At 72.2% G+C, this 22,837-nt stretch carries 18 protein-coding genes and 1 pseudogene; 13 read left to right on the top strand and 6 right to left on the bottom strand.

Going from position 1 to position 22,837, the window contains the following annotated elements:
• Window positions 1–90: 90 nt before the first annotated feature.
• The 4 genes from WFI16_RS07000 to WFI16_RS06985 are packed head-to-tail and all read left to right on the top strand — an operon-like array spanning window position 91 to window position 6,286.
• Window positions 91–1,371 carry an aminotransferase class III-fold pyridoxal phosphate-dependent enzyme gene (locus WFI16_RS07000; protein WP_419897059.1) on the top strand — a complete coding sequence of 427 codons (1,281 nt, stop codon included), beginning with the start codon at window positions 91–93 and terminating at the stop codon, window positions 1,369–1,371.
• A complete protein-coding gene (locus tag WFI16_RS06995; protein ID WP_419897058.1) occupies window positions 1,368–3,152 on the top strand; it encodes a flavin-containing monooxygenase in 1,785 nt (594 codons plus the stop codon). The genes WFI16_RS07000 and WFI16_RS06995 overlap by 4 nt, the downstream gene beginning before the upstream one ends.
• 39 nt (window positions 3,153–3,191) lie before the next feature.
• Window positions 3,192–4,655 carry an amidase gene (locus tag WFI16_RS06990; protein ID WP_419897057.1) on the top strand — a complete coding sequence of 488 codons (1,464 nt, stop codon included), beginning with the start codon at window positions 3,192–3,194 and terminating at the stop codon, window positions 4,653–4,655.
• A 47-nt stretch (window positions 4,656–4,702) separates the two neighbouring features.
• A complete protein-coding gene (locus WFI16_RS06985; protein WP_419897056.1) occupies window positions 4,703–6,286 on the top strand; it encodes an ABC transporter substrate-binding protein in 1,584 nt (527 codons plus the stop codon).
• 7 nt (window positions 6,287–6,293) lie between these two features.
• On the opposite strand, the gene WFI16_RS06980 is transcribed toward WFI16_RS06985, so the two are convergent.
• Window positions 6,294–7,178: a LysR family transcriptional regulator gene (locus WFI16_RS06980; RefSeq protein ID WP_419897055.1), complete on the bottom strand. Its 885-nt coding sequence runs from the start codon at window positions 7,176–7,178 to the stop codon at window positions 6,294–6,296.
• Between the two features lie 92 nt (window positions 7,179–7,270).
• On the opposite strand from WFI16_RS06980, the gene WFI16_RS06975 reads away from it, so the two are divergent.
• Entirely contained in the window at window positions 7,271–7,696 is a 426-nt protein-coding gene (locus WFI16_RS06975) for a PACE efflux transporter (RefSeq protein WP_419897054.1), read from the top strand.
• Here WFI16_RS06975 and WFI16_RS06970 read toward each other — a convergent pair.
• Entirely contained in the window at window positions 7,693–7,950 is a 258-nt protein-coding gene (locus tag WFI16_RS06970) for a hypothetical protein (RefSeq protein ID WP_419897053.1), read from the bottom strand. The genes WFI16_RS06975 and WFI16_RS06970 overlap by 4 nt on opposite strands.
• Before the next feature lie 121 nt (window positions 7,951–8,071).
• Here WFI16_RS06970 and WFI16_RS06965 point away from each other — a divergent pair, with 121 nt between their 5' ends.
• A complete protein-coding gene (locus tag WFI16_RS06965; protein WP_419897052.1) occupies window positions 8,072–8,737 on the top strand; it encodes an MBL fold metallo-hydrolase in 666 nt (221 codons plus the stop codon).
• Between the two features lie 75 nt (window positions 8,738–8,812).
• Here the strand turns inward: WFI16_RS06965 and WFI16_RS06960 are convergent, their stop codons facing one another.
• Window positions 8,813–9,583, bottom strand: a complete 771-nt coding sequence (locus WFI16_RS06960; RefSeq protein WP_419897051.1) for an SDR family oxidoreductase — start codon at window positions 9,581–9,583, stop codon at window positions 8,813–8,815.
• 94 nt (window positions 9,584–9,677) lie between these two features.
• On the opposite strand from WFI16_RS06960, the gene WFI16_RS06955 reads away from it, so the two are divergent.
• The gene (locus WFI16_RS06955; protein ID WP_419897050.1) at window positions 9,678–10,580 is read left to right on the top strand and encodes an AraC family transcriptional regulator; all 903 of its coding nucleotides are present in this window, start codon (window positions 9,678–9,680) and stop codon (window positions 10,578–10,580) included.
• Here the strand turns inward: WFI16_RS06955 and WFI16_RS06950 are convergent.
• Both WFI16_RS06950 and WFI16_RS06945 read right to left on the bottom strand, forming a co-directional pair.
• Window positions 10,581–11,573, bottom strand: a pseudogene (locus tag WFI16_RS06950) (Bug family tripartite tricarboxylate transporter substrate binding protein).
• Between the two features lie 126 nt (window positions 11,574–11,699).
• Complete coding sequence (locus tag WFI16_RS06945) at window positions 11,700–12,335, bottom strand: DUF4412 domain-containing protein (RefSeq protein ID WP_419897049.1); 636 nt, start codon at window positions 12,333–12,335, stop codon at window positions 11,700–11,702.
• A gap of 328 nt (window positions 12,336–12,663) precedes the next feature.
• Between WFI16_RS06945 and WFI16_RS06940 the strand changes: the two genes are divergently transcribed.
• From WFI16_RS06940 to WFI16_RS06930, 3 genes are read left to right on the top strand one after another with little or no spacing between them, the layout of a single operon-like run.
• The gene (locus tag WFI16_RS06940; RefSeq protein ID WP_419897048.1) at window positions 12,664–14,895 is read left to right on the top strand and encodes an ATP-binding protein; all 2,232 of its coding nucleotides are present in this window, start codon (window positions 12,664–12,666) and stop codon (window positions 14,893–14,895) included.
• Window positions 14,896–14,898: 3 nt separating this feature from the next.
• Complete coding sequence (locus WFI16_RS06935) at window positions 14,899–15,372, top strand: response regulator (RefSeq protein ID WP_419897047.1); 474 nt, start codon at window positions 14,899–14,901, stop codon at window positions 15,370–15,372.
• Window positions 15,369–17,726, top strand: coding sequence for a response regulator (locus WFI16_RS06930; protein WP_419897046.1), 2,358 nt, complete (start codon window positions 15,369–15,371; stop codon window positions 17,724–17,726). Before WFI16_RS06935 ends, WFI16_RS06930 begins: the two co-directional genes overlap by 4 nt.
• 50 nt (window positions 17,727–17,776) lie before the next feature.
• Here WFI16_RS06930 and WFI16_RS06925 read toward each other — a convergent pair whose 3' ends face one another.
• Window positions 17,777–19,237, bottom strand: coding sequence for a DcaP family trimeric outer membrane transporter (locus WFI16_RS06925; protein WP_419897045.1), 1,461 nt, complete (start codon window positions 19,235–19,237; stop codon window positions 17,777–17,779).
• A 273-nt stretch (window positions 19,238–19,510) separates the two neighbouring features.
• Between WFI16_RS06925 and WFI16_RS06920 the strand changes: the two genes are divergently transcribed.
• The 3 genes from WFI16_RS06920 to WFI16_RS06910 all read left to right on the top strand — a co-directional run bounded on the left by WFI16_RS06920 (window position 19,511) and on the right by WFI16_RS06910 (window position 22,786).
• A complete protein-coding gene (locus WFI16_RS06920) occupies window positions 19,511–20,182 on the top strand; it encodes a response regulator transcription factor (RefSeq protein ID WP_419897044.1) in 672 nt (223 codons plus the stop codon).
• Window positions 20,179–21,549, top strand: coding sequence for an ATP-binding protein (locus tag WFI16_RS06915; protein ID WP_419897043.1), 1,371 nt, complete (start codon window positions 20,179–20,181; stop codon window positions 21,547–21,549). The genes WFI16_RS06920 and WFI16_RS06915 overlap by 4 nt, the downstream gene beginning before the upstream one ends.
• A 214-nt stretch (window positions 21,550–21,763) precedes the next feature.
• Entirely contained in the window at window positions 21,764–22,786 is a 1,023-nt protein-coding gene (locus tag WFI16_RS06910; RefSeq protein ID WP_419897042.1) for a tripartite tricarboxylate transporter substrate binding protein, read from the top strand.
• Window positions 22,787–22,837: the final 51 nt, after the last annotated feature.

Raw genomic sequence — 22,837 nt, 5'->3', positions numbered from 1 at the left:
GGACTGCGGAAAAGCGTTTGACAAGCGCCGGGCCCTGCCACCTAATCGATAAAATTCGATTAGACGGGGATTGCGTCGATGCCTGGGGACATGTCTCGCCATGCCGATCTGATGGAGCGCGCGCGCCGGGTGATCCCCGGCGGCATGTATGGCCATCAGTCCACCGCGCGCCTGCCAGTCAGCTTCCCGCAATTCTTCTCGCGCGCCGAGGGCACCCGCCTGTGGGACGCCGATGGCCGCGAATTCATCGACTATATGTGCGGCTACGGGCCGAATCTTTTCGGTTACGGCTTTGCCAAGGTCGAGGCGGCGGCCGATGCTCAGCGTGCGCTCGGCGACAGCATGACCGGGCCGGGCCCGGTGATGGTCGAGCTGGCCGAGGCCATGGTCGACACCGTCACCCATGCCGACTGGGCGATGTTCTGCAAGAACGGCACCGACGCCACCTCGATGGCGCTGCTGGTGGCGCGCGCGCATCGCGACCGCCGCAAGATCGTGCTGGCGCGCGACACCTATCACGGCGCCGCCGCCTGGAGCACGCCGCGCCCCGGCGGCGTGCTGCCCGAGGACCGCGCCCATCTGATCTACTGCCGCTACAACGATGCGCAGAGCCTGGAGGACGCGGTGCGCGAGGCCGGCGACGACCTGGCCGGCATCTGCGTCACCCCCTTCCGCCACGAGACCTTCCGCCACCAGCACCTGCCCGAGCTGGAATTCGCCCGGCTGGCGCGCGAGCTCTGCGACCGGCACGACGCGCTGCTGATCCTGGACGAGGTGCGCGCCGGCTTCCGCCTGGCCCGCGACTGCAGCTGGCACGAGCTGGGCGTCGAGCCCGACCTGAGCTGCTGGGGTAAGGCCATCGCCAATGGCCATCCGCTCTCGGCGCTGCTGGGCTCCGAGCGGGCACGCGAGGCGGCGCAGAAACCCTATCTGACCGGCTCCTTCTGGTTCTCCGCCGTCCCCATGGCCGCTGCCGTCGCGACGCTGAAGGAAATCCGCGAGAGCGACTATCTGGAGCGCACGCTCCGCACCGGCACCGCGCTGCGCGACGGGCTGCAGCAGCAGGCGGCCAGCCATGGCTTCACCCTGCGGCAGACCGGCCCGGTGCAGATGCCGCAGATATTCTTCGAGGAGGATGAGGATTTCCGCCTCGGCTATGCCTGGGTGGAAGGCGCGCTGAAGCGCGGCATCTATCTGCATCCCTTCCACAACATGTTCATCTGCGCCGCGCTGACCGACGCCGATGTGCGCGAGACGCTGGAGAAGACCGACCTGGCCTTCGCCGAGCTGCGCCGCGCCGCACCCGGGCTGCAGGGCCCGCCGTCGCAGATCGCCGCCACCGTCGCGGCCATGGCCGGGGATCGCCGATGAGCCCGGCGGCCGATTTTCTGGCGCGCCTGGCGGGCCATCTGGAGGCGGGCGACGCCGCGGCGGCCGCCAGCCTGTTCCAGCCAGAAAGCCATTGGCGCGACCTGCTGCCGCTGACCTGGTCGATCGCCACCTTCGACGGCCCGGCCGAGATTGGCGCCATGCTCACCGCTGTCCTGCCCGCCGCCCGGCCGCGCGGCTTCGCGCTGGAAGAGGGCAGCGAGAAGACGGCGGACGGCATCACCGAGGCCTGGTTCCGCTTCGAGACCGAGGCCGCCCTCTGCCGCGGCCAGTTCCGCCTGAAGGACGGCCGCGCCTGGACGCTGATGACCGCGGCGCTGTCGCTGAAGGCGCATCCGGAACGGATCGGCACCCGGCGCGAGCCCGGCACCGTGCATGGCGCCTCTCCCGGCCGGCCGAGCTGGCCAGAGCGCCGCCGCCAGCGCCAGGCCGCGCTGGGCACGACCGAGCAGCCCTATTGCCTGATCATCGGTGGCGGCCAGAACGGGCTGAGCCTGGCCGCGCGCCTTTCCATGCTGGACGTGCCGACCCTGGTGGTCGACAGCCATGACCGCCCCGGCGATGCCTGGCGCCGGCGCTATGATTCGCTCTGCCTGCACGACACGGTCTGGGCCAACCATCTGCCCTATCTGCCCTTCCCGCCGGGCTTCCCAACCTTCATCCCGAAGGACCGGATGGGCGACTGGCTGGACAGCTATGCCCGGACCATGGACCTCGACATCTGGAGCGGCACCACCGCCCAGGGCGCGGAGCATGACCCGGCGCGCGGCGAATGGCGGGTGCAGGTGACGCGGCAGGGCCGCGCGGTGACGCTGCGGCCGAAGCAGCTGGTCATCGCCACCGGCCTGTCCGGCGCCCCCGCCACCCCGCGCTATCCGGGGGCCGAGGGCTTCCGCGGCACCCAGATGCATTCCAGCCAGTACCGCCAGGGCGCCGAATGGCGCGGCAAGCGCTGCGTCGTGGTGGGGTCGAACAATTCCGCTCATGACATCTGCGCCGACCTCTGGGAGCAGGGCGCCGAGGTCACCATGGTGCAGCGCTCCTCCACCCTGGTGATCCGGGCGGAGTCCTCCTACCGCTTCCTCTCCAGCAAGCTCTATTCGGAAGAGGCGGTCGCCGCCGGCATCACCACCGAGCAGGCCGATTTCATCGCCGCCTCGCGCCCCTATGCCATCCTGCCGCCGATGCACCGGGCGATCTATGCCGAGATCCGGGCGCATGACGCGGATTTCTACGCCGCGCTGGAGAAGGTCGGCTTCATGCTCGACTTCGGCGAGGATGAGAGCGGCCATTCCCTCAAGTATCTGCGCCGCGGCTCGGGCTACTACATCGATGTCGGCGCCTCGCAGCTGATCATCGACGGCGCGGTGAAGCTCCGCAGCGACACCCGGCCCGCCCGCATCCTGCCCGAGGCGGTGGAGCTCGAGGACGGCACCGTGCTGCCCGCCGACCTGATCGTCTATGCCACCGGCTTCGAGGCGATGGAGACCTGGGTCGAGCAGCTGGTCTCGCCCGAGGCGGCGCGGCGGCTGGGGCCGGTCTGGGGCCTCGGCTCCGGCACCCGGCGCGACCCCGGTCCCTGGGCCGGGGAGCTGCGCAACATGTGGAAGCCGACGCGGCAGGAAGGCTTGTGGATCCAGGGCGGCAACCTGGCCCAGGCACGCTTCTACTCCCGCCTGCTGGCGATCCAGCTCAAGGCACGGATGGAGGGAATCCCGACGCCGGTGCATGATCCCCGCGCGCTCGAGGCCGTCCCGGCCTGAGCGGCGCCCGGGACCGCCCGGCCAGGAGACCCTATCGCGATGACCAAGCCCCTCCCTCAGCTCGCCATCCCCGAGCTCTGCCGCCCCGGCGCGGTGGAACTCGCCGCCATGATCCGCGCCCGCCAGGTCTCGGCGCGGGAGGTGATGGCGACCTATCTGGACCACATCGAGGCGGCGAACCCGACGGTCAACGCCATTGTTTCCCTCCGCCCGCGCGAGGCGGTGCTGGCCGAGGCCGACCAGGCCGATGCGGCCGTGGCGCGCGGCGAGGCGGTCGGCCCGCTGCAGGGCATCCCCCAGGCGATCAAGGACCTGGCCGCCACCAAGGGGCTGCGCACCACCATGGGGTCGCCGCTGTTCGCCGACCAGGTGCCGACCCAGGACGCCATCTTCGTCGAGCGGATGCGCGCGGCCGGGGCCATCATCATCGGCAAGACCAATGTGCCGGAATTCGGCTATGGCTCGAACAGCTACAACCCGGTCTTCGGCCTGACCCGCAACGCCTATGTCCCGTCGCGGGTCGGTGGCGGCTCCAGCGGCGGCGCCGGCGTGGCGCTGGCCACCCGCATGCTGCCGGTGGCGGATGGCAGCGACATGGGCGGCTCGCTGCGCAACCCGGCGGCCTTCAACAATGTCTTCGGCTTCCGCCCGTCGCAGGGAAGGGTGCCGGCCGACAACCCCGATCCCTTCTATGGCCAGATGTCGACCGACGGGCCGATGGGGCGGACCATCGCCGATGTCGCCATGCTGCTCTCGGTCCAGGCCGGCTATGACATGCGGGCGCCGCTGTCGCTGGCCGCCCCCGGCTTCCGCTTCGAGGACCGGTTGGCCGAAGGGGCGAGCGGCGGCTTCCGCGCCGGCTGGCTCGGCGCTCTCGGCGGCCATCTGCCTTTCGAGCCCGGCGTGCTGGAGCTCTGCACCCAGGCGCTGGGCGTGTTCCGCGACGCCGGTGGCGCCGTCGACGCGGCGAAGGTGGATTTCGACCCGGAGCGGCTGTGGCGCGCCTTCGTCACGCTGCGCCAGCAGAGCATCGGCGGCAAGCATGACGAGGTCTACCGCGACCCGGCCAAGAGGGCGCTGCTGAAGCCGGAAGCGATCTGGGAGATCGAGGGCAGCCACAAGCTCTCGGCGCTCGACGCCTACAAGGCCGGCATCGATCGCGGCGCCTGGTACAAGGCGCTGACCCGGCTGTTCGCCGAGTTCGACGTGCTGCTGATCCCGGCCGCCCAGGTCTTCCCCTTCGATGGCGGGACGCATTGGCCGCAGCAGATCGCCGGCCGCGCGATGGACAGCTACCACCGCTGGATGGAGGTGGTGGTCGGCGCCACCATGGCCGGCTGCCCCTCGATCAGCGTGCCCGCCGGCTTCAGCGAGGACGGGCTGCCGATGGGGCTGCAGATCATCGGGCCGCCGCGCGGCGATCTGCGCGTGCTGCAGGTGGCGGCCCGCTACGAGGCGGCCTGCCCCTGGCTCGGCCGCCTGCCATCCTGGCTCGACGCCTGACATTCCGACCGGGGAAAGCCCGGACAGCTTGGGGAGGATTTCTGTCGATGAACCGCCGTGGCTTCCTGGCTTTCTCCGCAACCGCCCTGGCGGCGCCCAGCGTCGTCCGGGCGCAGGGCACGACCGGCGCCCGCAGCACGCTGAAATTCGTGCCGCAATCCGACCTGGCGCTGCTTGACCCGGTGTTCAACACGGCGCTGGTCACCCGCAACCATGCCATGATGGTCTATGACCAGCTCTATGCGCTGGACGGCAGCTTCAAGGTGCAGCCGCAGCTGGTCGAGGGCCATGTCATCGAGGATGGCGGCAAGACCTGGCGCATCACCCTGCGCCAGGGCCCGGTCTTCCATGACGGCACGCCGATCCGCGCCGCCGATGCGGTGGCCAGCATCGGTCGCTGGTGCCAGGCCGATGTGCTCGGCCAGAACATCCGCGCCATCACCGAGGAGATGGCTGTCGTCTCCGACCGTGTCTTCACCATCCGATTGAAAAAACCATTTCCGCTGCTGGCGGAGGCGCTGGCCAAGCCCTCGTCCTTCTGTCCGGTGATGCAGGAGCGGTTCGCCAGGCAGTCGCCGTCGACGCAGATCACCGAGATCGTCGGCAGCGGGCCGTTCCGCTGGGTGGCGTCGGAGCGGCTGGCGGGTGTCCGCGCCGTCTATACCAGGTTCGAAGGATACGTCCCCCGGCAGGAGGCGCCGAGCTTCCTGGCAGGCGGCAAGCGCGCCCTGGTCGACCGCGTCGAATGGCACACCCTGCCGGATGCGGCGACGGCGGCGGCCGCCATGCAGCAGGGCGAGGTCGACTGGTGGGAGCAGCCTTCGCCCGACCTGCTGCCGCTGCTGCGCCGCAACCGCAACATCAAGCTGGAGGTGAAGGACCGCACCGGCTCGCTCTGCATGATCCGGCTGAACCATCTGGTCGCGCCCTTCGACAATCCGGCGATCCGCCGCGCCCTGCTGCCCGGTATCCGCCAGGCCGACTACATGACGGCGATCCTGGGCGATGACCGCAGCCTGTGGAACGACCGCTGCGGCTTCTTCCTGCCCGGCAGCCCGCTGGCCAGCGAGGTCGGGCTGGAGACGATGAACGGCGCCCCCGACTACGACAAGGTCAAGCGCAACCTGGAGGCCGCCGGCTACAAGGGCGAGCGCGTGGTCTTCGTCGTGCCGGCCGACAACCACCGGCTGAACGCGATGAGCGAGGTGGCCGGCGACATGCTGCGCCGGGTGGGGATGAACCTGGACTACCAGGTCAGCGACTGGGGCACGGTGGCCGCGCGGCTGAGCAACCGCGGCGGGCTGGACCAGGGCGGCTGGAGCGTCTGGTGCAACACCATCCCCGGCGTCATCGCGCTGAACCCGGCGACGCAATCCTACCTCCGCGGCCCCGGCAAGGCCGGCACCTTTGGCTGGCCCGACCTGCCGAAGATCGAGGCGCTGCGCGACCGCTTCATGGAGGCCGAGGATTTCGCCGAGCAGAAGAGCATCGCCGAGGCCATGCAGCGCCAGGCCTTCGAGGATATTCCCTATCTGCCGACCGGCGCGCTGACCCAGCCGACCGCCTTCCGCAGCAACATCACCGGCATGCTCGAAGGCTTCCCGATCTTCCACAACATCCGGAAGGAATAGGGGCGGCTCACTCTCCGATCCGGGCTGCGGCGAAGCGTTGCCGCAGCCAGGCGGCGGCGGGGCCGTGCGGGCGCTGCTTGTGCCAGACCAGCTCCAGCGCCACCGGCCAGTCGCCATCGTCGAACTGCAGATCGGGGGTGACCAGGTCCGGGGCGGCGGGCGAGGCGGCGATCACGTGGTCGGAGACGAAGGCCCAGCCGATCCCGTGCTTGACCATCTCCAGGATCACCCAGTGGCTTTCCACCCACCAGACCTCGGCGGCGACGCGCAGCCGCCGCTTCTCCGGCCCGTCGCTGCGGGCGGCGACCAGGATCTGGCGGTGCCGCTTCAGCTCCTCCCATTCCACCCGCGCCTTGGCCAGCGGATGGGTGCGGCCGCAGACCAGCTTCAGCGGCACCCAGCCGATGGTCTGGAAGCCCAGCTCGACCGGCAGCGCCTCCTGCCGCCACATCACGCCGAGATCGGCTGACCCCGCCAGCACCAGCCGGCTGACATCCTCCATCAGCGGGAACAGCAGCTCGAGCTCGACATAGGGGAATTCGCGGGCGAAATCGGCGAAGAGGGCGCCCAGCGCATGCTCGGGATAGAGCTCGTCGATGGCGACCACCAGCCGGTTCTCGACCTTGCGCTCCAGGCTGCTGGCCACGCCGATCAGGTGCTCGCGCCGGTCGAGCACCACCCGCGCTTCCTCCAGCAGCCGCTGCCCGGCCGGGGTAAGGGCCGGGTTGCGGCCGGCGCGGCTGAACAGCTCGAGGCCCAGATCGGTCTCCAGATTGGCGACCTGGGTGCTGACCGCCGATTGCGCCTTCCGCAGCCTTCGCCCGGCGGCGGAGAAGGAGCCCGTCTCGGCGGCGGCGACGAAGGCCTGCAGCTGCTCCATCGACACGGTCATCTATCTAATTTCCAGTTGGCTTCTAACTTGGTCCAGGCGGCATTCTAGATAGAAACGGCGGCTCTTCGAGTTTTTCCGTGAGTCGAACCGCCATGCGCACCACCCGCGACCGTATCCGCCACGCCATCCTCTTCGAGGCTGTCGGCCTTGCCCTGATCATCCCGCTGGGCAGCCTGGCCTTCGGGCTGCCGGCCCAGCACATGGGCGTCATCGGCGTCGGCAGCGCGCTCGCCGCCACCGTCTGGAATTTCTTCTACAATATCGGCTTCGACCGGGTGATGCAGCGCTGGGCCGGGCATACGCGGAAGGGCCTGGCGCTGCGCGTGCTGCATGCCTTCCTCTTCGAGGCCGGGCTGCTGCTGGTGCTGCTGCCGCCGATCGCCTGGTATCTGGGCATCACCCTGATGCAGGCCTTCGTCATGGACCTGGCGATCGCCGGCTTCTACCTGGCCTATGCCTTCCTGTTCAACCTGGCCTATGACCGGGCCTTCCCGGTTCCGGCCTGGCAGGCTGGCTAGCCCTTGGTCAGCTTCCGCGCATTGGCGCGGACGCGGCGGCGCGCCGGGGCCATCGCCGCCTCGGCAACGGCCGCCGGCGAGGCGCCTTTGGCCGCCGCCAGCCCGGCCTTCACCGCGCCCTCGGCAAAGGCCTTCTGCTTCTCGGCCGCCAGCTGCGTCAGCCGGGCTGCCGCCCGGGCCGGATTGGCCCAGAGCTGCGCGCTATGCGCCAGGAAGACGAAGCCCGCTTCCGCGAGCCACACCGGCGGCGTCATCTTCTTTCCACGTCGGGCCATGCCTGAGAGATGGGGGGGCGACGGAGCGGCGGGCAGGGGGCTCGCCGCGGGTTGATCGCCCGCGGTTGATCGCCGGCCGTTGGCATGGCACGCAGGCCGCATGCCCCAGCTCCATGTCGCCCAGATCCCCGTCACGCCCTTCCAGCAGAACTGCGCCCTGATCTGGGATGCGGAGACGCGCCGCGGCACGGTGATCGACCCCGGCGGCGACGTGCCGCGCATCCTGGCTGGCCTGGACAAGGCCGGCTTCACCGTCGAGCGGATCCTGCTGACGCATGGCCATCTCGACCATGCCGGCGGCGCCGCGGCGCTGAAGCGGGAGCTGGAAGCCCGCCAGGGCGCGCCCGTCCCGGTCGAGGGCCCGGACCGCCGCGACGCGCCGCTGCTGGAGGGCCTGGCCGAGCAGGGCGAGCGCTTCGGCATCGAGGGCATCGAAAGCGTTACCCCCGACCGCTGGCTGGAAGAGGGCGAGACCATCGCCATCGCCGGCCAGGACTTCCTGACGTTCCACTGCCCGGGGCACACGCCGGGGCATCTGGCCTTCGTCTCGCCGGCGCTGGATTTCGCCATTGTCGGCGACGTGCTGTTCCGCGGCTCGGTCGGCCGCACCGATTTTCCCTATGGCGACCACGAGGCCCTGATCCGCGCGATCAAGGAGAAGCTGCTGCCGCTCGGCGACGACATCCGCTTCCTCTGCGGCCATGGTCCGGGCTCCAGCTTCGGTGAGGAACGCCGCAGCAACCCCTTCCTGAACGACCGGGGCTGAGACGGCGCGGCAGTCATGCTGCTGCCGCGCTGCGCCTGACCCTCGCCGCCTGCGGCGAGGGCTGGCAGCCCGCCTTCAGCCCGCCGCCGCCGCCTCGGCCGCCAGGATCATCGCATCGGCGCCGGCCGGCAGCTTCATCGGGCAGGCCGGGTCGGTGGCCGCGCGCCAGACCGCCTCGGCCACGTCCCGGGCGGTCGTCACCGGCCCATCCTCCTGCTGCCAGGCCGAGAAGACCTGCTGCGCCAGCGGGCCATAGGCTTCGGGAATGGCGTCGGCCATGCGGGCGCGGGCATTGTCGCTGAAGCGGGTGGCCGGCGCCCGGCCCGGCAGCACCAGGCGGGCGCGGATGCCGAAGGGCGCCAGCTCGAGGGCCAGGGATTCGGTGAAGGCATTCACCGCCGCCTTGCTGGCCGTATAGACCGACAGCAGGTGCAGCGGCCGCAGGGTCACGGTGGAGGTGACATTGACCACCACGCCCGACCCGCGCGCCCGGAACTGCGGCAGCACCGCCTGGGTCACCGCCATGGTGCCGAAGGTGTTGGTCTCGAAGATCTCGCGGATGGCGGCGAGGGAGACGCCCTCCAGCGCATTGAGCTGGCCGAGGCCGGCATTGTTCACCACCACGTCGATCGGGCCGAAGGCGCCATTGGCTGCTTCGATGGCGGCTTTGATGCTGGCGGCATCGGTGACGTCCAGCGCCACGATCCGCAGCCGGTCGGAGGCCGGGAGGAGATCGTCGCGCGGCGAACGCATGGTGGCGGTGACCTGCCAGCCGCGGTCGAGAAAGAGGCGCGCTGTCTCCAGGCCGAAGCCGGAGGAGCAGCCGGTGATCAGGATGCTGGGCATGGAGCTTTCCTTCTGTCAGCGAGGCCACAGATAGGCGGGACGCGCCAGACGTCCTACAATCGATAATCCGGGAAACATTCGCAGGAGTCCGGATATGGCCGACCCCCTGACCCAGGTCGTGGGGCTGCTGCAGCCCAGCGCCGGCTTCTCCAAGCTGGTCGAGGGCGCCGGCGCCTGGCGCGTCAGCCGCGCCGAGGCAGGGCGGCCCTTCTATTGCGCGGTGCTGGAGGGCAGCGCCCGCCTGACCCTCGGCATGGAGGCGCCGGTGCTGCTGCAGGCCGGCGACTTCGTCCTCGTCCCCGCGGCGCATGATTTTTCCATGGCCAGCCTTTCCGCCGGGCCAAGCCTGCCGGACAGCCTGCCCACCGTGCTGCGTCCGGGGGTCTATCGCCTGGGCGATCCCGACGGCCCCCCCAGCAGCCGCAGCATGGTCGGCTATTGCCGCTTCGCCTCGCCTGACGCGGCGCTGCTGCTGTCGCTGCTGCCCCGATTGCTGCATGTCCGCGGCCAGGGCCGCCTGCTGACCCTGGTGCAGCTGGTCGACGACGAATCGCGCGCCGCGCGGCCGGGGCGCGAGGTGGTGCTGCAGCGCCTGCTGGAGGTGCTGCTGATCGAGGCGCTGCGCGCGACCGCCGGGCCCGCTGCCCCCTCCGGCCTGCTGCGCGGCCTGGCCGACGACCGGGTCGCCGTGGCGCTCAGGCGGATGCATGACAGCCCGACAGCGCCCTGGACGGTGGCGCAGCTGGCCCGTGCCGCGGCGTTGTCGCGCTCGGCCTTCTTCGACCGCTTCCGCCGCGTCGTCGGCGTCACGCCGATGGACTACCTGCTGCACTGGCGGATGGCGCTGGCCAAGGACCTGCTGCGGCGCGGCGTCGCCGGCCTCGCCGAGGTGGCGGGGCAGGTCGGCTACAGCTCGGCCAGCACCTTCAGCACCGCCTTCGCCCGCCATGTCGGCCTGCCGCCGGGCGCCTATGCCCGGGCCAGGGCGGCAGAATGATCACTGCAGCCGGATGCCGGCCTGGCGGATCACCCCGCCCCATTTCTCGTGTTCCGAGCGGATCCGCGCGGCGAAGTTCTCCGCGCTGTCGCCGAGCGGGATGGCGCCGAGCTCAGTCAGCCGGCTGACCACCGCGGGCTGGCGCAGCCCGGCGGCCAGCGCGGCCTGCGCCTTCTGCAGGATCGCCGGTGGCGTGGCGCGCGGCGCGACCACGCCGAACCAGGCGGTGACCTCGTAGCCCGGCAGGGTCTCGGCGATGGCGGGGAGGCCGGGTGCGCCGCTCCAGCGGGTGGCGCTGGTGGCGCCGATGCCGACCAGCGCGCCCGAACGCACATGCGGCATCATGGAGGGCAGGTTGTCGGCGCCATAGTCGATCCGCCCGGCCAGCAGATCCGGCATCATGTCCGCCGAGCCCCGTTAGGAGATATGCTCGGCCTCGATGCCGGCCTGCAGGCGGAACAGCTCGGCGGCCAGGTGGGTGCTGCCGCCGATGCTGGTCTCGCCATAGGTCAGGCGCCGGGTCTTCGCCAGGGCGATCAGCCCGGCGGCATCGCGGACGCCGAGGCTTGGATGCGCGGCGATCAGGTTGGGCAGCTCGGCCACCTGGCTGATGGGCGCGAAGTCGCGCAGCCCGTCGAAGCCCATCTCCCGGTAGAGATGCGCATTGATCGACAGCGGCCCCGGCGAGCTCAGCAGCAGGGTGTAGCCGTCCGGCTCGGCCCGGCCCGCCTGGGCCGCGCCGATATTGCCGCCGGCGCCCGAGCGGTTGTCGACCACGAAGGGCTGGCCCAGGGCGCCGGCCAGGATCTCGGCGGCGATGCGGGCGCAGAGGTCGGTGGTGCCGCCGGCCGGGAAGGGGCAGATCAGCCGCACCGGCCGGGCCGGCCATTCGCCGGGGGCCGCGAGAACCGGCGGCGCGGCCAGCGCGGCCAGTCCGGCGAGCAGGCTGCGGCGCGGCAGGCGCCGGCCGAAGGGGGCGTCCTTGCAGGTCATGGTCTTCCTCCCATCCGGGCCGTTTGCCCGGCCCTTGGGAGGATTGCGGCGCAAGCCCGCGCCCGCGGCAAGCGGAATTCCGCCTGCCGCGGGCAGAGGCTTCAGGCCACGGCCTCGCGCCTTGCCTCAGCGCGCCGGGGCAGCGCCGGGAGCAGGCGTCGCGCCCGGCATCTGGCCGAGCTGCAGCGGCTTGTAGTCGGCCGGCACGGTGAAACGCGCCGCCTCCTGCGGGGCGTAGCGCACCTCGGTCGCCTCCATGCCGCGCGGCCCGCCGCCATTCGGCGCCTGGCCGACGGCGCGCAGCATCACCCCGTCATCGGTGACGCAGAGCGTGGTGTTCACCTGCGACGTGACCACGTCCCATTCGGTGCAGGCGGTGCCGGCGACCGTGGCGCTGCCCTTGCGGGTGAAGCGGGCATCGGCCGGCATCTCCTGCGTCATCTGCGCCACGGTCGCGGGCGGCATGGTCATGATCGAGCGCTGCTGCTCCATCACCATGACCGCGGTGTTCGCCTGGCGGTCGATCAGCATCCAGCCCATGCCGCCCGGCGGATCGACGCGCTGCTTGCCGGTGGCGGCGCTCCAGGCCATGCGAATTTCCTGGCCCGCCGGGGCGCCGGGCACCGCCGGGCCGCCGACCATCTTGTAGGTGACGGCAACGTCGCGGGTCGGCCGCAGGCTGGGCGCGGTCTGCGCCGCAGCCGGCGCCAGCAGGGCCGGCAGGGTGAGGAGCGCGGTGGCGGCCATCAGCGTTTTGAGCATCGCATCTTCCTGGATCATGGGGAGGCCGCAGATCTGGACCGAAGCCGCGCCGATGGGCAGCCCCGCGGCGCTGCACATCGCTGCGATTAATCACACGACTTCGCGGGCAGCCCTCGGTGCGGCGCCGCCGGAGCAAGCGACCCGCACGGCTCCAGGGAAATTGCTCAGCCCGCGCGGTGCGGCGAAGGGCCCGCCAGTTGACAGGGCATGGGGTTGACGGGAGTTTCGCCGCGCGGAGGAGGGGCTTGCGCCCAGGCTGTCGCCTGGCCTGCTCCAGCCCGGCCGATGGATTGGGGCTTGCGCGCCTGCCCCAGGGGGATGCACCGACATGGAGCCGCACGCGCCGGACCTGCAGATCACCGAATTCGCGCTGTGCGCCCAGGAGCCGATCCGGACCCCGGGCAGCATCCAGCCGCATGGGGTGTTCCTCCGCCTGCAGGGGCCCGAGCTGCAGCTCAGCCATGCCAGCGCCAATGCGGCGGCGGTGCTGCGCGACGCGCTGCCGGCCGCGCTGGGGCGGCCGCTGGCCGAGGTGCTCGCCGCGGGCGGCGAGGCGCTGCCGGGTGATCTGCTCACGCGGGTGCCGGAACAGGGCATCGCGCATCTGCGCACCCTCACCCTGGCAGGGCAGGCCTATAACGCGATCGCCCACCGGCACGAGGGCGCGATCCTGCTGGAGCTCGAGGAGGCCAGGCCCGGCGAGCAGGGCTCGCTCGATGCGCTCTACCCCCAGCTGCGCGCCTTTATCGACGAGCTGCAGGCGCTGCCCGATGTGGCGACGCTGATCGCCGCGGCCACCGGCATGATCCGCCGGGTCACCGGCTTCGACCGCACGCTGCTCTACCGCTTTGACGCGGCCTGGAACGGCATGGTCGTCGCCGAGGACCGCAACGAGGCGCTGCCCTCCTATCTGAACCTGCGCTTCCCCGCCTCCGACATCCCGGCCCAGGCGCGCGAGCTGTACCGGCTGAACCGGCTCCGCATCATTCCCGATTCCGCCTATCGCCCGGTGCCGATCCTGGCGGCGGAGGACGGGCATCCGCCGCTCGACCTCACCCATTGCGTGCTGCGCAGCGTCTCGCCGGTGCATGTCGAATACATGCGCAACATGGGCACCCCCGCCTCGCTGTCGATCTCGATCGTCGAGGACGGCCAGCTCTGGGGCCTGATCTCCTGCCACAACGCGACACCCCGCCGCGTCCCGGTGCATGTCCGCACCGCCTGCGACCTGCTGGGGCAGGTGCTGGCCATGCAGATCTTCGCGCTGGCCCGCGCCTCGGAGGCCAGGCAGCGGGAGGCGCGGCAGGCCATCCAGACCCGGCTGCTGGCGCTGATGGCGGGCGAGGACAATTTCGTCCAGGCCATGGTGCACCACCCCGAGGAGCTGCTGGCGCTGGCCCAGGCCGATGGCGCGGCGGTGATCGTCGGCGAGGAGGTGCGGCTGGTCGCCGCGACGCCGGGCGAGGCGGCGGCCAGGGCGATCGCGGCCTGGCTGCCCTCGACGGCGATCGTCCAGGAGGGGGTCTTCCACACGGAATGCCTCGCCGCCGCCATGCCGGGGGCGGAGGGCCTCGCCGAGCGGGCGAGCGGGCTGCTGGCCATCTCGATCTCGCAGGTGCATGCGAGCTACGTGCTGTGGTTCCGCGCCGAACTGGTGCGGACCGTCCGCTGGGGCGGCGACCCGCGCAAGAGCCTGCAGGACGAGCGGCTGCATCCGCGCAAATCCTTCGCCGCCTGGCAGCAGACGGTGCGCCAGACCGCCACCCCCTGGTCGGCGGCCGAGATCGACGCGGTGGTCGGGCTGCGCCGGGCCATCGTCACCATCGTCATGCGCCAGGCCGAGGAGATGGCGCTGCTGACCAGCGAGCTGAAGCGCAGCAACAAGGAGCTGGAGGCCTTCTCCTATTCCATCAGCCACGACCTGCGCGCGCCGTTCCGGCATATCGTCGGCTATGCCGAGCTGCTGAAGGACCGCAACGAGGGGATCCTGGACGCGCGCAGCCGGCGCTACATCGAGACGATCATCGAATCCGCCACCTCGGCCGGGAAGCTGGTGGATGAGCTGCTGGGCTTCTCGCAGATGGGCCGCTCGGCGCTGACGCTGCGCAAGGTCGACATGAACCGGGTGGTGGAGGAGGTCCGCCGCTCGCTCACCCTGGACCTGGCCGGGCGGGAGGTCGAATGGCAGGTCGAGCGCCTGCCGCCGGTCTGGGGCGACCAGAGAATGCTGCGGCAGGTGGTTGAGAATTTGCTGTCCAACGCCATCAAGTATAGCCGGGACCGCTCGCCGGCGCGCATCCATGTCGGCAGCGAACAGACCAGCCAGGAGACGATCTATTTCGTGCGGGACAATGGTGTCGGCTTCGACATGAAGTATGTGGGCAAGCTTTTCGGCGTGTTCCAGCGGCTGCATCGCGTCGAGGACTATGAGGGCTCGGGCATCGGGCTGGCCAATGTGCGCCGCATCGCCGAGCGGCATGGCGGCCGCGCCTGGGCGGAGGGCGCCGTCGGGCAGGGCGCGACCTTCTCCGTCGCGATCCCCCGCCGGATGGAGGACTGAGCCATGGCCGCGCTGAAGCCGATCCTGCTGGTCGAGGACAATCCGAAGGACCTCGAGCTGACCCTGACCGCCCTCGAGCGCAGCCAGCTGGCCAATGAGGTGGTGACGGCGCGCGACGGGGCGGAGGCGCTCGACTGGCTGCTCTGCCAGGGCAAGCACGAGAACCGGGATTCCGGCGATCCGGCGGTGGTGCTGCTGGACCTGAAGCTGCCGAAGGTCGACGGGCTGCAGGTGCTGGAGCGGATCAAGCGTAGCGACGAGCTGCGGCACGTGCCGGTGGTCATGCTGACCGGCTCGCGCGAGGAGAGCGACCTGGTCCAGAGCTACCGCCTCGGCGTCAATGCCTTCGTCGTCAAGCCGGTGGATTTCAAGGAATTCTTCTCCGCCATCCGCGACGTCGGCATGTTCTGGGCGATCCTGAACGAGCCGCATCCGCCGCGCCGCCAGACCCAGCCGATGAAGGTGACCGAGGTTTGACCCTGCCTGGACATCCGGCGCGCGTCCTGATCCTGGAAGACAGCGCCCTCGACGCCGAGCTGATCAGCGAGGCGCTGGACCGCGGCGGCATGGCCCATGTGGCGGAGCGGGTCTGGACCCGGGCGGATTTCGAGGCCCTCCTGGCGGCGCAGCCCTTCGATATCGTCCTGGCCGACTACAAGCTGCCGGAATTCGATGGCCTGAGCGCGCTGGACCTGGTGATGGCGCGGCGGCCGGAGCTGCCGGTGATCATCGTCTCCGCGACGCTGGGCGAGGAACGCGCCGTCGAGGTGATGAAGCGCGGCGCCACCGACTTCGTCATGAAGGAGCGGCTGCCCGGCGCCGTCAAGCGGGCCTTCGGCGAGGCGGCGGAGCGGCGCGGCCGCCACCAGGCGGAGGCGCGGCTGCGCGAGCTGAACGCCCGCCTCGAAGGCATGGTGGAGACCCGCACGCGGGAGCGTGACCTGGTCTGGACCATCAGCCATGACCTGCTGCTGATCTGCGGCGCGGACGGTGTCTGCCAGCATGCCAACCCGGCCTGGCGGGAGGCTCTGGGGCACGATCCCGAGGCGCTGCCGGGCCAGCGCCTGGATGCCTTCCTGCATCCCGAGGATGTCGCGCCGGCGCATCAGCACCTGGGCGCCATCGCGCGCGGCCAGGTGGTGCGCGACTTCGCCGCCCGGCTGCGCCACCGGGAGGGCGGCTACCGCCTCTACCTCTGGACCTGGGTGCCGACGGCCGAGGGCCTGTTCCACGCCACCGGGCGCGACCTCACTGAGCGCGAGCTGCTGGAACAGCGGCTGCGCCAGGTGCAGAAGATGGAATCGATCGGCCAGATCACCGGCGGCGTGGCGCATGACTTCAACAACCTGCTGACCGTCATCATCGGCGCGCTCGACACGCTGCAGCGCCGCCAGGACGGCGCCAGGCCGCAGGAGGAGCGCGAGCTGCTCGACGGCGCCCTGCGCAGCGCCGAGCGCGCCGCCGGGCTGACCCGGAGCCTGCTGGCCTATTCCCGCCGCCAGCCGCTCGAGTTCCGGCCGGTCGATGTCGGCGAGCTGGTGCTCGGCCTGTCCGACCTGCTGCAGCGCACGCTCGGCGAGGGCATCGCCATCAGCGTCGACTGCGCGCCCAAGGCCTGCCTGGCCCTGACCGACCGCAACCAGCTGGAGAGCGCGGTCCTCAACCTGGCGGTCAATGCGCGCGACGCCATGGCGGCGGGCGGCAGCCTGGCGATCCGCACGCGCGAGGTCACGCTGGACGAGGCCGCGCTGGACGCAGCCGGCGGCCGCGAGGCGGGCGATCTGGCGCCCGGCCGCTTCATCGAGATCAGCGTCTCCGACAGCGGCAGCGGCATGGACGAGGCGACCCTGTCGCGCGCCTTCGAGCCGTTCTTCACCACCAAGGGCGAGGGGCATGGCACCGGGCTCGGCCTGAGCCAGGTCTATGGCTTCTGCCGTCAGAGCCGCGGCCATGTCCGCATCAGCTCGCGGCCCGGCGCGGGAACCTCGGTCGTCCTGCTGCTGCCGCGCGCCGAGGCCGAGCCGGCCCGGCACCGCGACGACGACACGGCGCCGGAGGATTTCGTCAGCCGCAATGGCGAGCTGGTGCTGGTGGTGGAGGACAATCCGGATGTCCGCCGCTACGCCCTCGGCCTGCTGGCCGAGCTCGGCTACCGCACGCTGCAGGCGGGCGACGGCCCCGAGGCGCTGCGCGTCCTCGAGCAGGAGCCGGGCATCGAGCTGCTGTTCACCGATCTCGGCCTGCCGAACGGCATGAACGGCCGCCAGCTGGCCGAGGAGGCGCTGCGCCGCCGGCCCGATCTCAAGGTGGTCTATGCCACCGCCTATGCCACCGATGCGGTGCTGCGCGACGGCGTGCTGGAGCCGGGCGTGGAGCTGCTGAACAAGCCCTATACCTTCGCCGTGCTCGGCCGCCGGCTGCGGGCCGTGCTGGGCGGCGGCGTCAAGGCGGCTGCCCGCACGCCGCGGATCCTGGTCGTCGAGGACGATCCGCTGGTGCGCATGGTGTCCGCCATGGGGCTGAGCGCCGCCGGCTACGAGGTGGTCGAGGCGGGCTCGGCCCGGTCGGCGCGGACCGCCTTCCGCGAGGCGGCGCAGCCGATCGACGCGGTGATCGTCGATATCGGGCTGCCGGACGAGAAGGGCGATGTCCTGGCGCGGGAATGGCGCAACCAGGATGCCCGGCTCCCCATCATCGTCGCCAGCGGCTATGTCAGCGACGTCGTCCAGGCGCGCCTCGCGCAGGACGCCAGGCTGCGCTTCGTCGCCAAGCCCTATACCCAGCAGCATCTGATGACGGTGCTGTCCGAGCTCGGCCTGCCGGTCGGCTGAAGCCGGCGCCGGCGGCGGGCGGGCAGCGATGCCGTCGCCCGCCGCCGCGATCAGAAGCGGTAGGTCGCCGTGGTCAGCAGCCGCTGGCCGACACCGCGCCGGGCGCCTTCGGTCGAGCGGGACAGCAGCCCGCGCTCGGCATAGTCGTATTCGACGCCGACATCGAGGTCGGGGATCGGCGACCAGACCAGGTTGGCGACGAACTGCCCGGTGGTGCGGTTCAGCTGGTTCTGGGTGGCGGCCGAGAAATCCCGCGCATAGGACGAGTAGCTGTTGCGGGCGAGGGCGCCGGCGACGGTGCTGCGCACGGTGTCGGTCCACCACTGCTGGTAGCCGAGCACGACCGTCGAGGTCTTCACCAGGTCGAGCGAGGCATTCCGCGCCGTCACCCCGGCCAGGCCGGCATTGCTGGTGGCGCCCGAGCCGATCACCTCGAGGTAGCGGCCGATGCCCTCGCCATAGGCGACGCGGCCGAAGGCGCGGCTCTTGCCGAAGGTGGCCACCGAGCCGCCGAGCGCCAGGCCATAGCCCCACTGCTCGCCATCGAAGCGCTGCGCCGGATCGAGCGGCGCCTTGTTGGTGTAGTCGATGCGGCGGACCAGGCCCTGCAGCGCGACATTGCCCCAGGAGCCGGTCTGCATCAGCCGCAGCGTCAGGTCGGGCATGCGGTTGATGGCGACCGCCGGGCTGCTGCTCTCGGAATCCGGCACGCGGGAACCGCCATCGGCGGTGAAGTCGCTGACCGGATTCTCCAGCGCCACCGACAGGCTGGCGCCCCCGCCCAGGCCCGCGGTGTAGCGCAGCTGCGCCTGGCGGAAGCCGGTCAGGCCCAGATAGGTATAGGAATCGAGGAACTCGGGATTGGCGGTGTCGCCGAACAGCGAGGTGGTCTGGCCCAGGGTGAAGCCGGCGAGCTCGACATAGGCATGCCGCAGGCGCGGGATCCAGTTGCCCTGGCTGCTGGTGCTGGCGGTGCTCTGCGATCCGGCGAAATCCATCTCCAGCACGCTGCGCGCCACGCCATGCGCGGTCTCCGTGCGGGTCTCGACGCCGATGCGGGAGCGCCGCGCGCCGAACTGGAAGTCGCCGCCCTGGCGGGCCGCCGCGCCACGCGTCAGCGGCACCGAATGGGCCGATTGCACGTCGCTGCGGTTGCGGCCGGCGAAGTCATAGGAGCCGGTCAGCCGGGCGAAGCCGTAGAGCCGCACCGAGGTCTCGGTGCCCGGGATCTTCACCGAGCGCGGGAAGCTGCCCGCGAGGCTGGGCTGCGCCGCCAGGCGGGAGCGGATCTGCGCCTGCTCGGCCTCGGCGCGGGCGGCCTCGGCGGCGCTGCGCTGCTGCGCGGCTTCGAGCGCCTGCAGCCGGTTCTGCAGCGCATTGAGCTCGCCGCGCAGGCTGGCCGCGCTCTGCGCCGCGGCGGGGGCGGCGACCGCCAGGCTGCCGAGCAGCGCCGCGCTGCCGAGCCAGAAGGAGCGCGACGCCGGGCGGCGCGAGGGAATGGGGTTGGACACTGGGGCGAAGTCTCCGGACAGGAACGAGGCGCCGCGCAGGGGCTGGCCGGGCGGCCGGGCAGGAGGGAGCTCCGGGGGGCGGAGCGCCGTGGCGGGGGCCGGTCAGCGGATGCGCAACCTGGCCGGCCCCCGCCGGTCCTGCCCGGCTCGCCCGAGCCGGCCACCGTGGCGGCGCGACCTGTCTCGCGGCCCGACCTGTCATTCTGCTGACAGGGTTGTCAGATTCCCGGCCGGGTTTCCCTGCCCGCCGGCCTGGGCTAGGCACGGGGCGCCATGAGGATTCTGCTGACCGAGGATGATCCCCGCCTGGCCGGGCTGCTGGCTACCGGGCTGGAGCGCGCCGGATGGGCGGTCGACCATGTCGCCAGCGCCGCCGAGGCCGAGGCGGCGCTGGCCAGCATCGGCTACCAGGCGCTGCTGCTCGATCTCGGCCTGCCGGATGGCGACGGCATCGACCTGCTGCGCGCGCTGCGCCGGCGCGACGCGCGGCTGCCGGTGCTGCTGCTGACCGCGCGGGCCCGGCTGACCGAGCGCGTGGCCGGGCTGAATGCCGGCGCCGACGACTACCTGATCAAGCCGGTCGCGCTGGAGGAGGTGGTGGCGCGCATTGCCGCGGCCTGCCGCCGCGCGGCGGTGCCGGCCGCGACGCTGCTGACGCTCGGGCGCCTCGCGCTGGAGCCGGCCACCCGCCGGCTGACCGTCGACGGCGTCATCCAGCCGCTGCCGCGGCGCGAGATGATGGTGCTGGAGCTGCTGCTGCGCGCGCCGCAGAACTTCGTCGCCAAGCCGCGGCTGGAGACGGCGCTGAGCAATTTCGACCGCGCCGTCGGGCCGAATGCGGTGGAGGTCTATGTCTCGCGGCTGCGGCGCCGGCTGGCGGCGCTGGAATGCGGCCTGGCGATCCACACCGAGCGCGGCGCCGGCTACCGGCTGGCGCTGGCATGAGCCGGCGCGGCGCGCCTGCCTCGCTGACCACCGGCGCCGCCATCGCGCTGCTGGCGAGCCTCGCCACCGCGGCGGCGATGCTGATCCTGCTGCTGGCCGGCCGCAATGCCGAGGCGCTGCGCCAGCTCGAGGAACGCGCGCTGACCGGCCGCGCCGCGGTGATCATCCGCCATCTCGAGCACCGGCCCGAGGGCTGGCGGCTGGCGCTGCCGGAGGATGTCGCCGCCGCCTTCTCGCCGGCCTATGGCCGGGCCGCCTTCGCCGTGGTCGATGCCGAGGGCCGCTTCCTGGTCGGCGCCAATGCCGCGGCGCCGCTGACCATCCCGGATCCCGGCCCGGCGCCGCGCCCCTTCACCCTGGACCGGGCCGAGCGCGACTGGCGCGGCCTGGCCATCCCCGCGGTGATCGACGGCCAGGCGCTGTCGATCCAGGTGGCCGAGGACCTGCAGCATCCGGACGTGCTGCTGGACGATGCGGCCTCGGAATTCGTCCGCGACGTGGTCTGGCTGGTGCTGCCGGTCTTCCTGGTGCTCTGCCTGGCCATGCTCTGGCTGCTGCAGCGGCTGAAGCGGCCGCTGCGCGACCTGGCCGCGCAGGCCGAGGGCATCGCCGCCGGCGGCGCGGGCGGGCGGCTGCGCGAGGATGGGGTGCCGCGCGAGCTGCTGCCGATGCTGCGCACCTTCAACGAGGCGCTGGCCCGGCTGGAGGCCGCCCAGGCCGAGCAGCGTGGCTTCATCGCCGATGCGGCGCATGAGCTGCGCACGCCGCTAGCGGTGCTGCAGGCGCAGCTCGACCTGGTGCCGGACCGCGCCGCGGCGGCGCCGCTGGCGCGCGACCTGGGCGTGCTGGAGCGCATGGTCGGCCAGCTGCTGGCGATTGCCGCGCTCGACGACCGCGCGCTGCGCCCCGACCGCCGCCTCGACCTGCGGCTGCTGGCGGCGGATCTGGCAGACTACCTGACGCCGCTGGCCGAGGCGCGCGGCATCGCCCTGGACTGCGCGACGCCGGCCTTGCCGGTGATGGTCCTGGCCGAGGAGGAGGCGCTGTCCCAGGCCCTGGTCAACCTGCTGGAGAATGCCATCGGTCATTCGCCGGAAGGCGGCACGGTGCGGCTGACGGTCACCGCCGCGGCGCAGGTCGAGGTGGCCGACAGCGGCCCCGGCATCCCGGAATTCGAGCGCAAGCTGGTGTTCCGCCGCTTCTGGCGCTCCCGTCGCCGCCAGCAGGCAGGGCGTGGCGGCGCCGGGCTGGGCCTGGCCATCGTCCAGCGCGCGGCCGAGATCCATGGCGGCAGCGTGGCGGTGGGGGGCGCCCCCGGCGGCGGCGCCTGCTTCACCCTGGCGCTGCGCCCGGCGCCGCCCGGCTGACGTCCGGAAGGCCGGACGCCGCCGCCGCCCCGCGTTCGGCGTTCCGGACGCCCGGGCCGGTCGGGGCGCGGCCGGCAAGGGGCAGCACCCCTGGCACGGAACTTGGGTCCCGGCCGGCATCCGTCGCGAGAGGAATGCCGCCATGCCGCCAGACCATCGCCTGCCTGCGCCACCCCGCCGGACGGGGCGGCGGGGCGGATTCTCCCGGCCGGCAATGCTGCGCCTGGCCCATCAGGTCGCGCGCCCGCCGCTGCGGCGATGGCTGCTGCCGCTGGTGGTGGCGGGACCGGCGCTCGGCCTGGCGCTCGGCCTGGCGGCGCCGGCGCTGCGGTCGCGGCCGGCCTGGCCGGGCGTGCCGCTGCGGCTGCTGGTGGCGGCCGCCCCGGGAGGCGCGGCGGACCGCATCGCCCGGCTGCTGCAGCCGCGGCTCGCCGGCTTCCTGGGCCAGCCGGTGCTGGTGGAGAATCGCGCCGGCGGCGGCGGTCTGCTGGCGCTGCAGGCCCTGGCCGCCGCGCCGCCCGATGGTGCGACCCTGCTGCTCGAGGATTCATCCCTGCTGGTCCCGGCCCTGCTGCAGAGGGGCGGAGAACCGGCGCCGGTGCAGCTGACGGGCCTGGGCGCGGTGGCCGAGACGCCGATGCTGCTGGCGGTGCCGGCCGCCTCTGGCATCACCGACGTGGCCGGCCTGCTCGGGATGGCGCGGATGGCGCAGGCGCCGCTGCCCTATGGCTCCGCCGGCCTTGGCAGCCTGGGCCATGTGGCCGGGGCGCTGCTGGCCGCACGGCAGGGGCTGGCGCTGGAGCATGTCCCCTATCGCGGCGGCGGCGGCATCCAGCGCGACCTGGCGACCGGCCGGCTGGCGGCCGGCTTCCTCGGCAGCGCCAGCCTGGGGCCGATGGTGGCGGCCGGACGGATACGCGCCGTCGCCAGCAGCCATCCCGGCGGCCCGGGCTGGCTGGGCGCGCTGCCGGGCTTCGCCGGGATCGGGCTGCAGGGCATCGAGGCGCTGGGCTGGCACGGCATCTTCACCGCCGCCGCGGCGCCACGCGACCTGCGGCTGACGCTGACCGCGGCGCTCGGCGCGGCGACCGCCGATCCCGAGCTGGGCCGCATCCTGCGCGGCTTCGGCGCGCGACCGCTGCAGCCGGATGCCGGCGGCTTCTCCCGGCGGCTGGCGGAGGCCGAGGCAGCCCTGCGCGGGCTGGTGCGGGAGGCCGGGCTGGCGCCGCGCGCCTAGGACAGAGTCCGGGGGCGCGTGATGCGGGCTTCCCGGTGATGCCGCCTCAGG

It is taken from the genome of Roseomonas sp. USHLN139, assembly GCF_037145735.1.
In the GTDB taxonomy this organism is placed as follows: domain Bacteria; phylum Pseudomonadota; class Alphaproteobacteria; order Acetobacterales; family Acetobacteraceae; genus Pseudoroseomonas.
Note: the sequence above shows the minus strand (reverse complement) of the source record. Positions and strands in the feature narration are given on the sequence as shown.

Bases quoted from the DNA above. Each gene is read 5' to 3' on its own strand.
- WFI16_RS06965 (WP_419897052.1), top strand. From the start codon at position 8,072: ATGCCCCAGCTCCATGTCGCCCAGATCCCCGTCACGCCCTTCCAGCAG.
- WFI16_RS06980 (WP_419897055.1), bottom strand. From the start codon at position 7,178: ATGACCGTGTCGATGGAGCAGCTGCAGGCCTTCGTCGCCGCCGCCGAG.
- WFI16_RS06935 (WP_419897047.1), top strand. From the start codon at position 14,899: ATGGCCGCGCTGAAGCCGATCCTGCTGGTCGAGGACAATCCGAAGGAC.
- WFI16_RS06945 (WP_419897049.1), bottom strand. From the start codon at position 12,335: ATGCTCAAAACGCTGATGGCCGCCACCGCGCTCCTCACCCTGCCGGCC.
- WFI16_RS07000 (WP_419897059.1), top strand. From the start codon at position 91: ATGTCTCGCCATGCCGATCTGATGGAGCGCGCGCGCCGGGTGATCCCC.
- WFI16_RS06985 (WP_419897056.1), top strand. From the start codon at position 4,703: ATGAACCGCCGTGGCTTCCTGGCTTTCTCCGCAACCGCCCTGGCGGCG.
- WFI16_RS06915 (WP_419897043.1), top strand. From the start codon at position 20,179: ATGAGCCGGCGCGGCGCGCCTGCCTCGCTGACCACCGGCGCCGCCATC.
- WFI16_RS06910 (WP_419897042.1), top strand. From the start codon at position 21,764: ATGCTGCGCCTGGCCCATCAGGTCGCGCGCCCGCCGCTGCGGCGATGG.
- WFI16_RS06990 (WP_419897057.1), top strand. From the start codon at position 3,192: ATGACCAAGCCCCTCCCTCAGCTCGCCATCCCCGAGCTCTGCCGCCCC.
- WFI16_RS06970 (WP_419897053.1), bottom strand. From the start codon at position 7,950: ATGACGCCGCCGGTGTGGCTCGCGGAAGCGGGCTTCGTCTTCCTGGCG.
- WFI16_RS06920 (WP_419897044.1), top strand. From the start codon at position 19,511: ATGAGGATTCTGCTGACCGAGGATGATCCCCGCCTGGCCGGGCTGCTG.
- WFI16_RS06975 (WP_419897054.1), top strand. From the start codon at position 7,271: ATGCGCACCACCCGCGACCGTATCCGCCACGCCATCCTCTTCGAGGCT.
- WFI16_RS06960 (WP_419897051.1), bottom strand. From the start codon at position 9,583: ATGCCCAGCATCCTGATCACCGGCTGCTCCTCCGGCTTCGGCCTGGAG.
- WFI16_RS06940 (WP_419897048.1), top strand. From the start codon at position 12,664: ATGGAGCCGCACGCGCCGGACCTGCAGATCACCGAATTCGCGCTGTGC.
- WFI16_RS06955 (WP_419897050.1), top strand. From the start codon at position 9,678: ATGGCCGACCCCCTGACCCAGGTCGTGGGGCTGCTGCAGCCCAGCGCC.
- WFI16_RS06995 (WP_419897058.1), top strand. From the start codon at position 1,368: ATGAGCCCGGCGGCCGATTTTCTGGCGCGCCTGGCGGGCCATCTGGAG.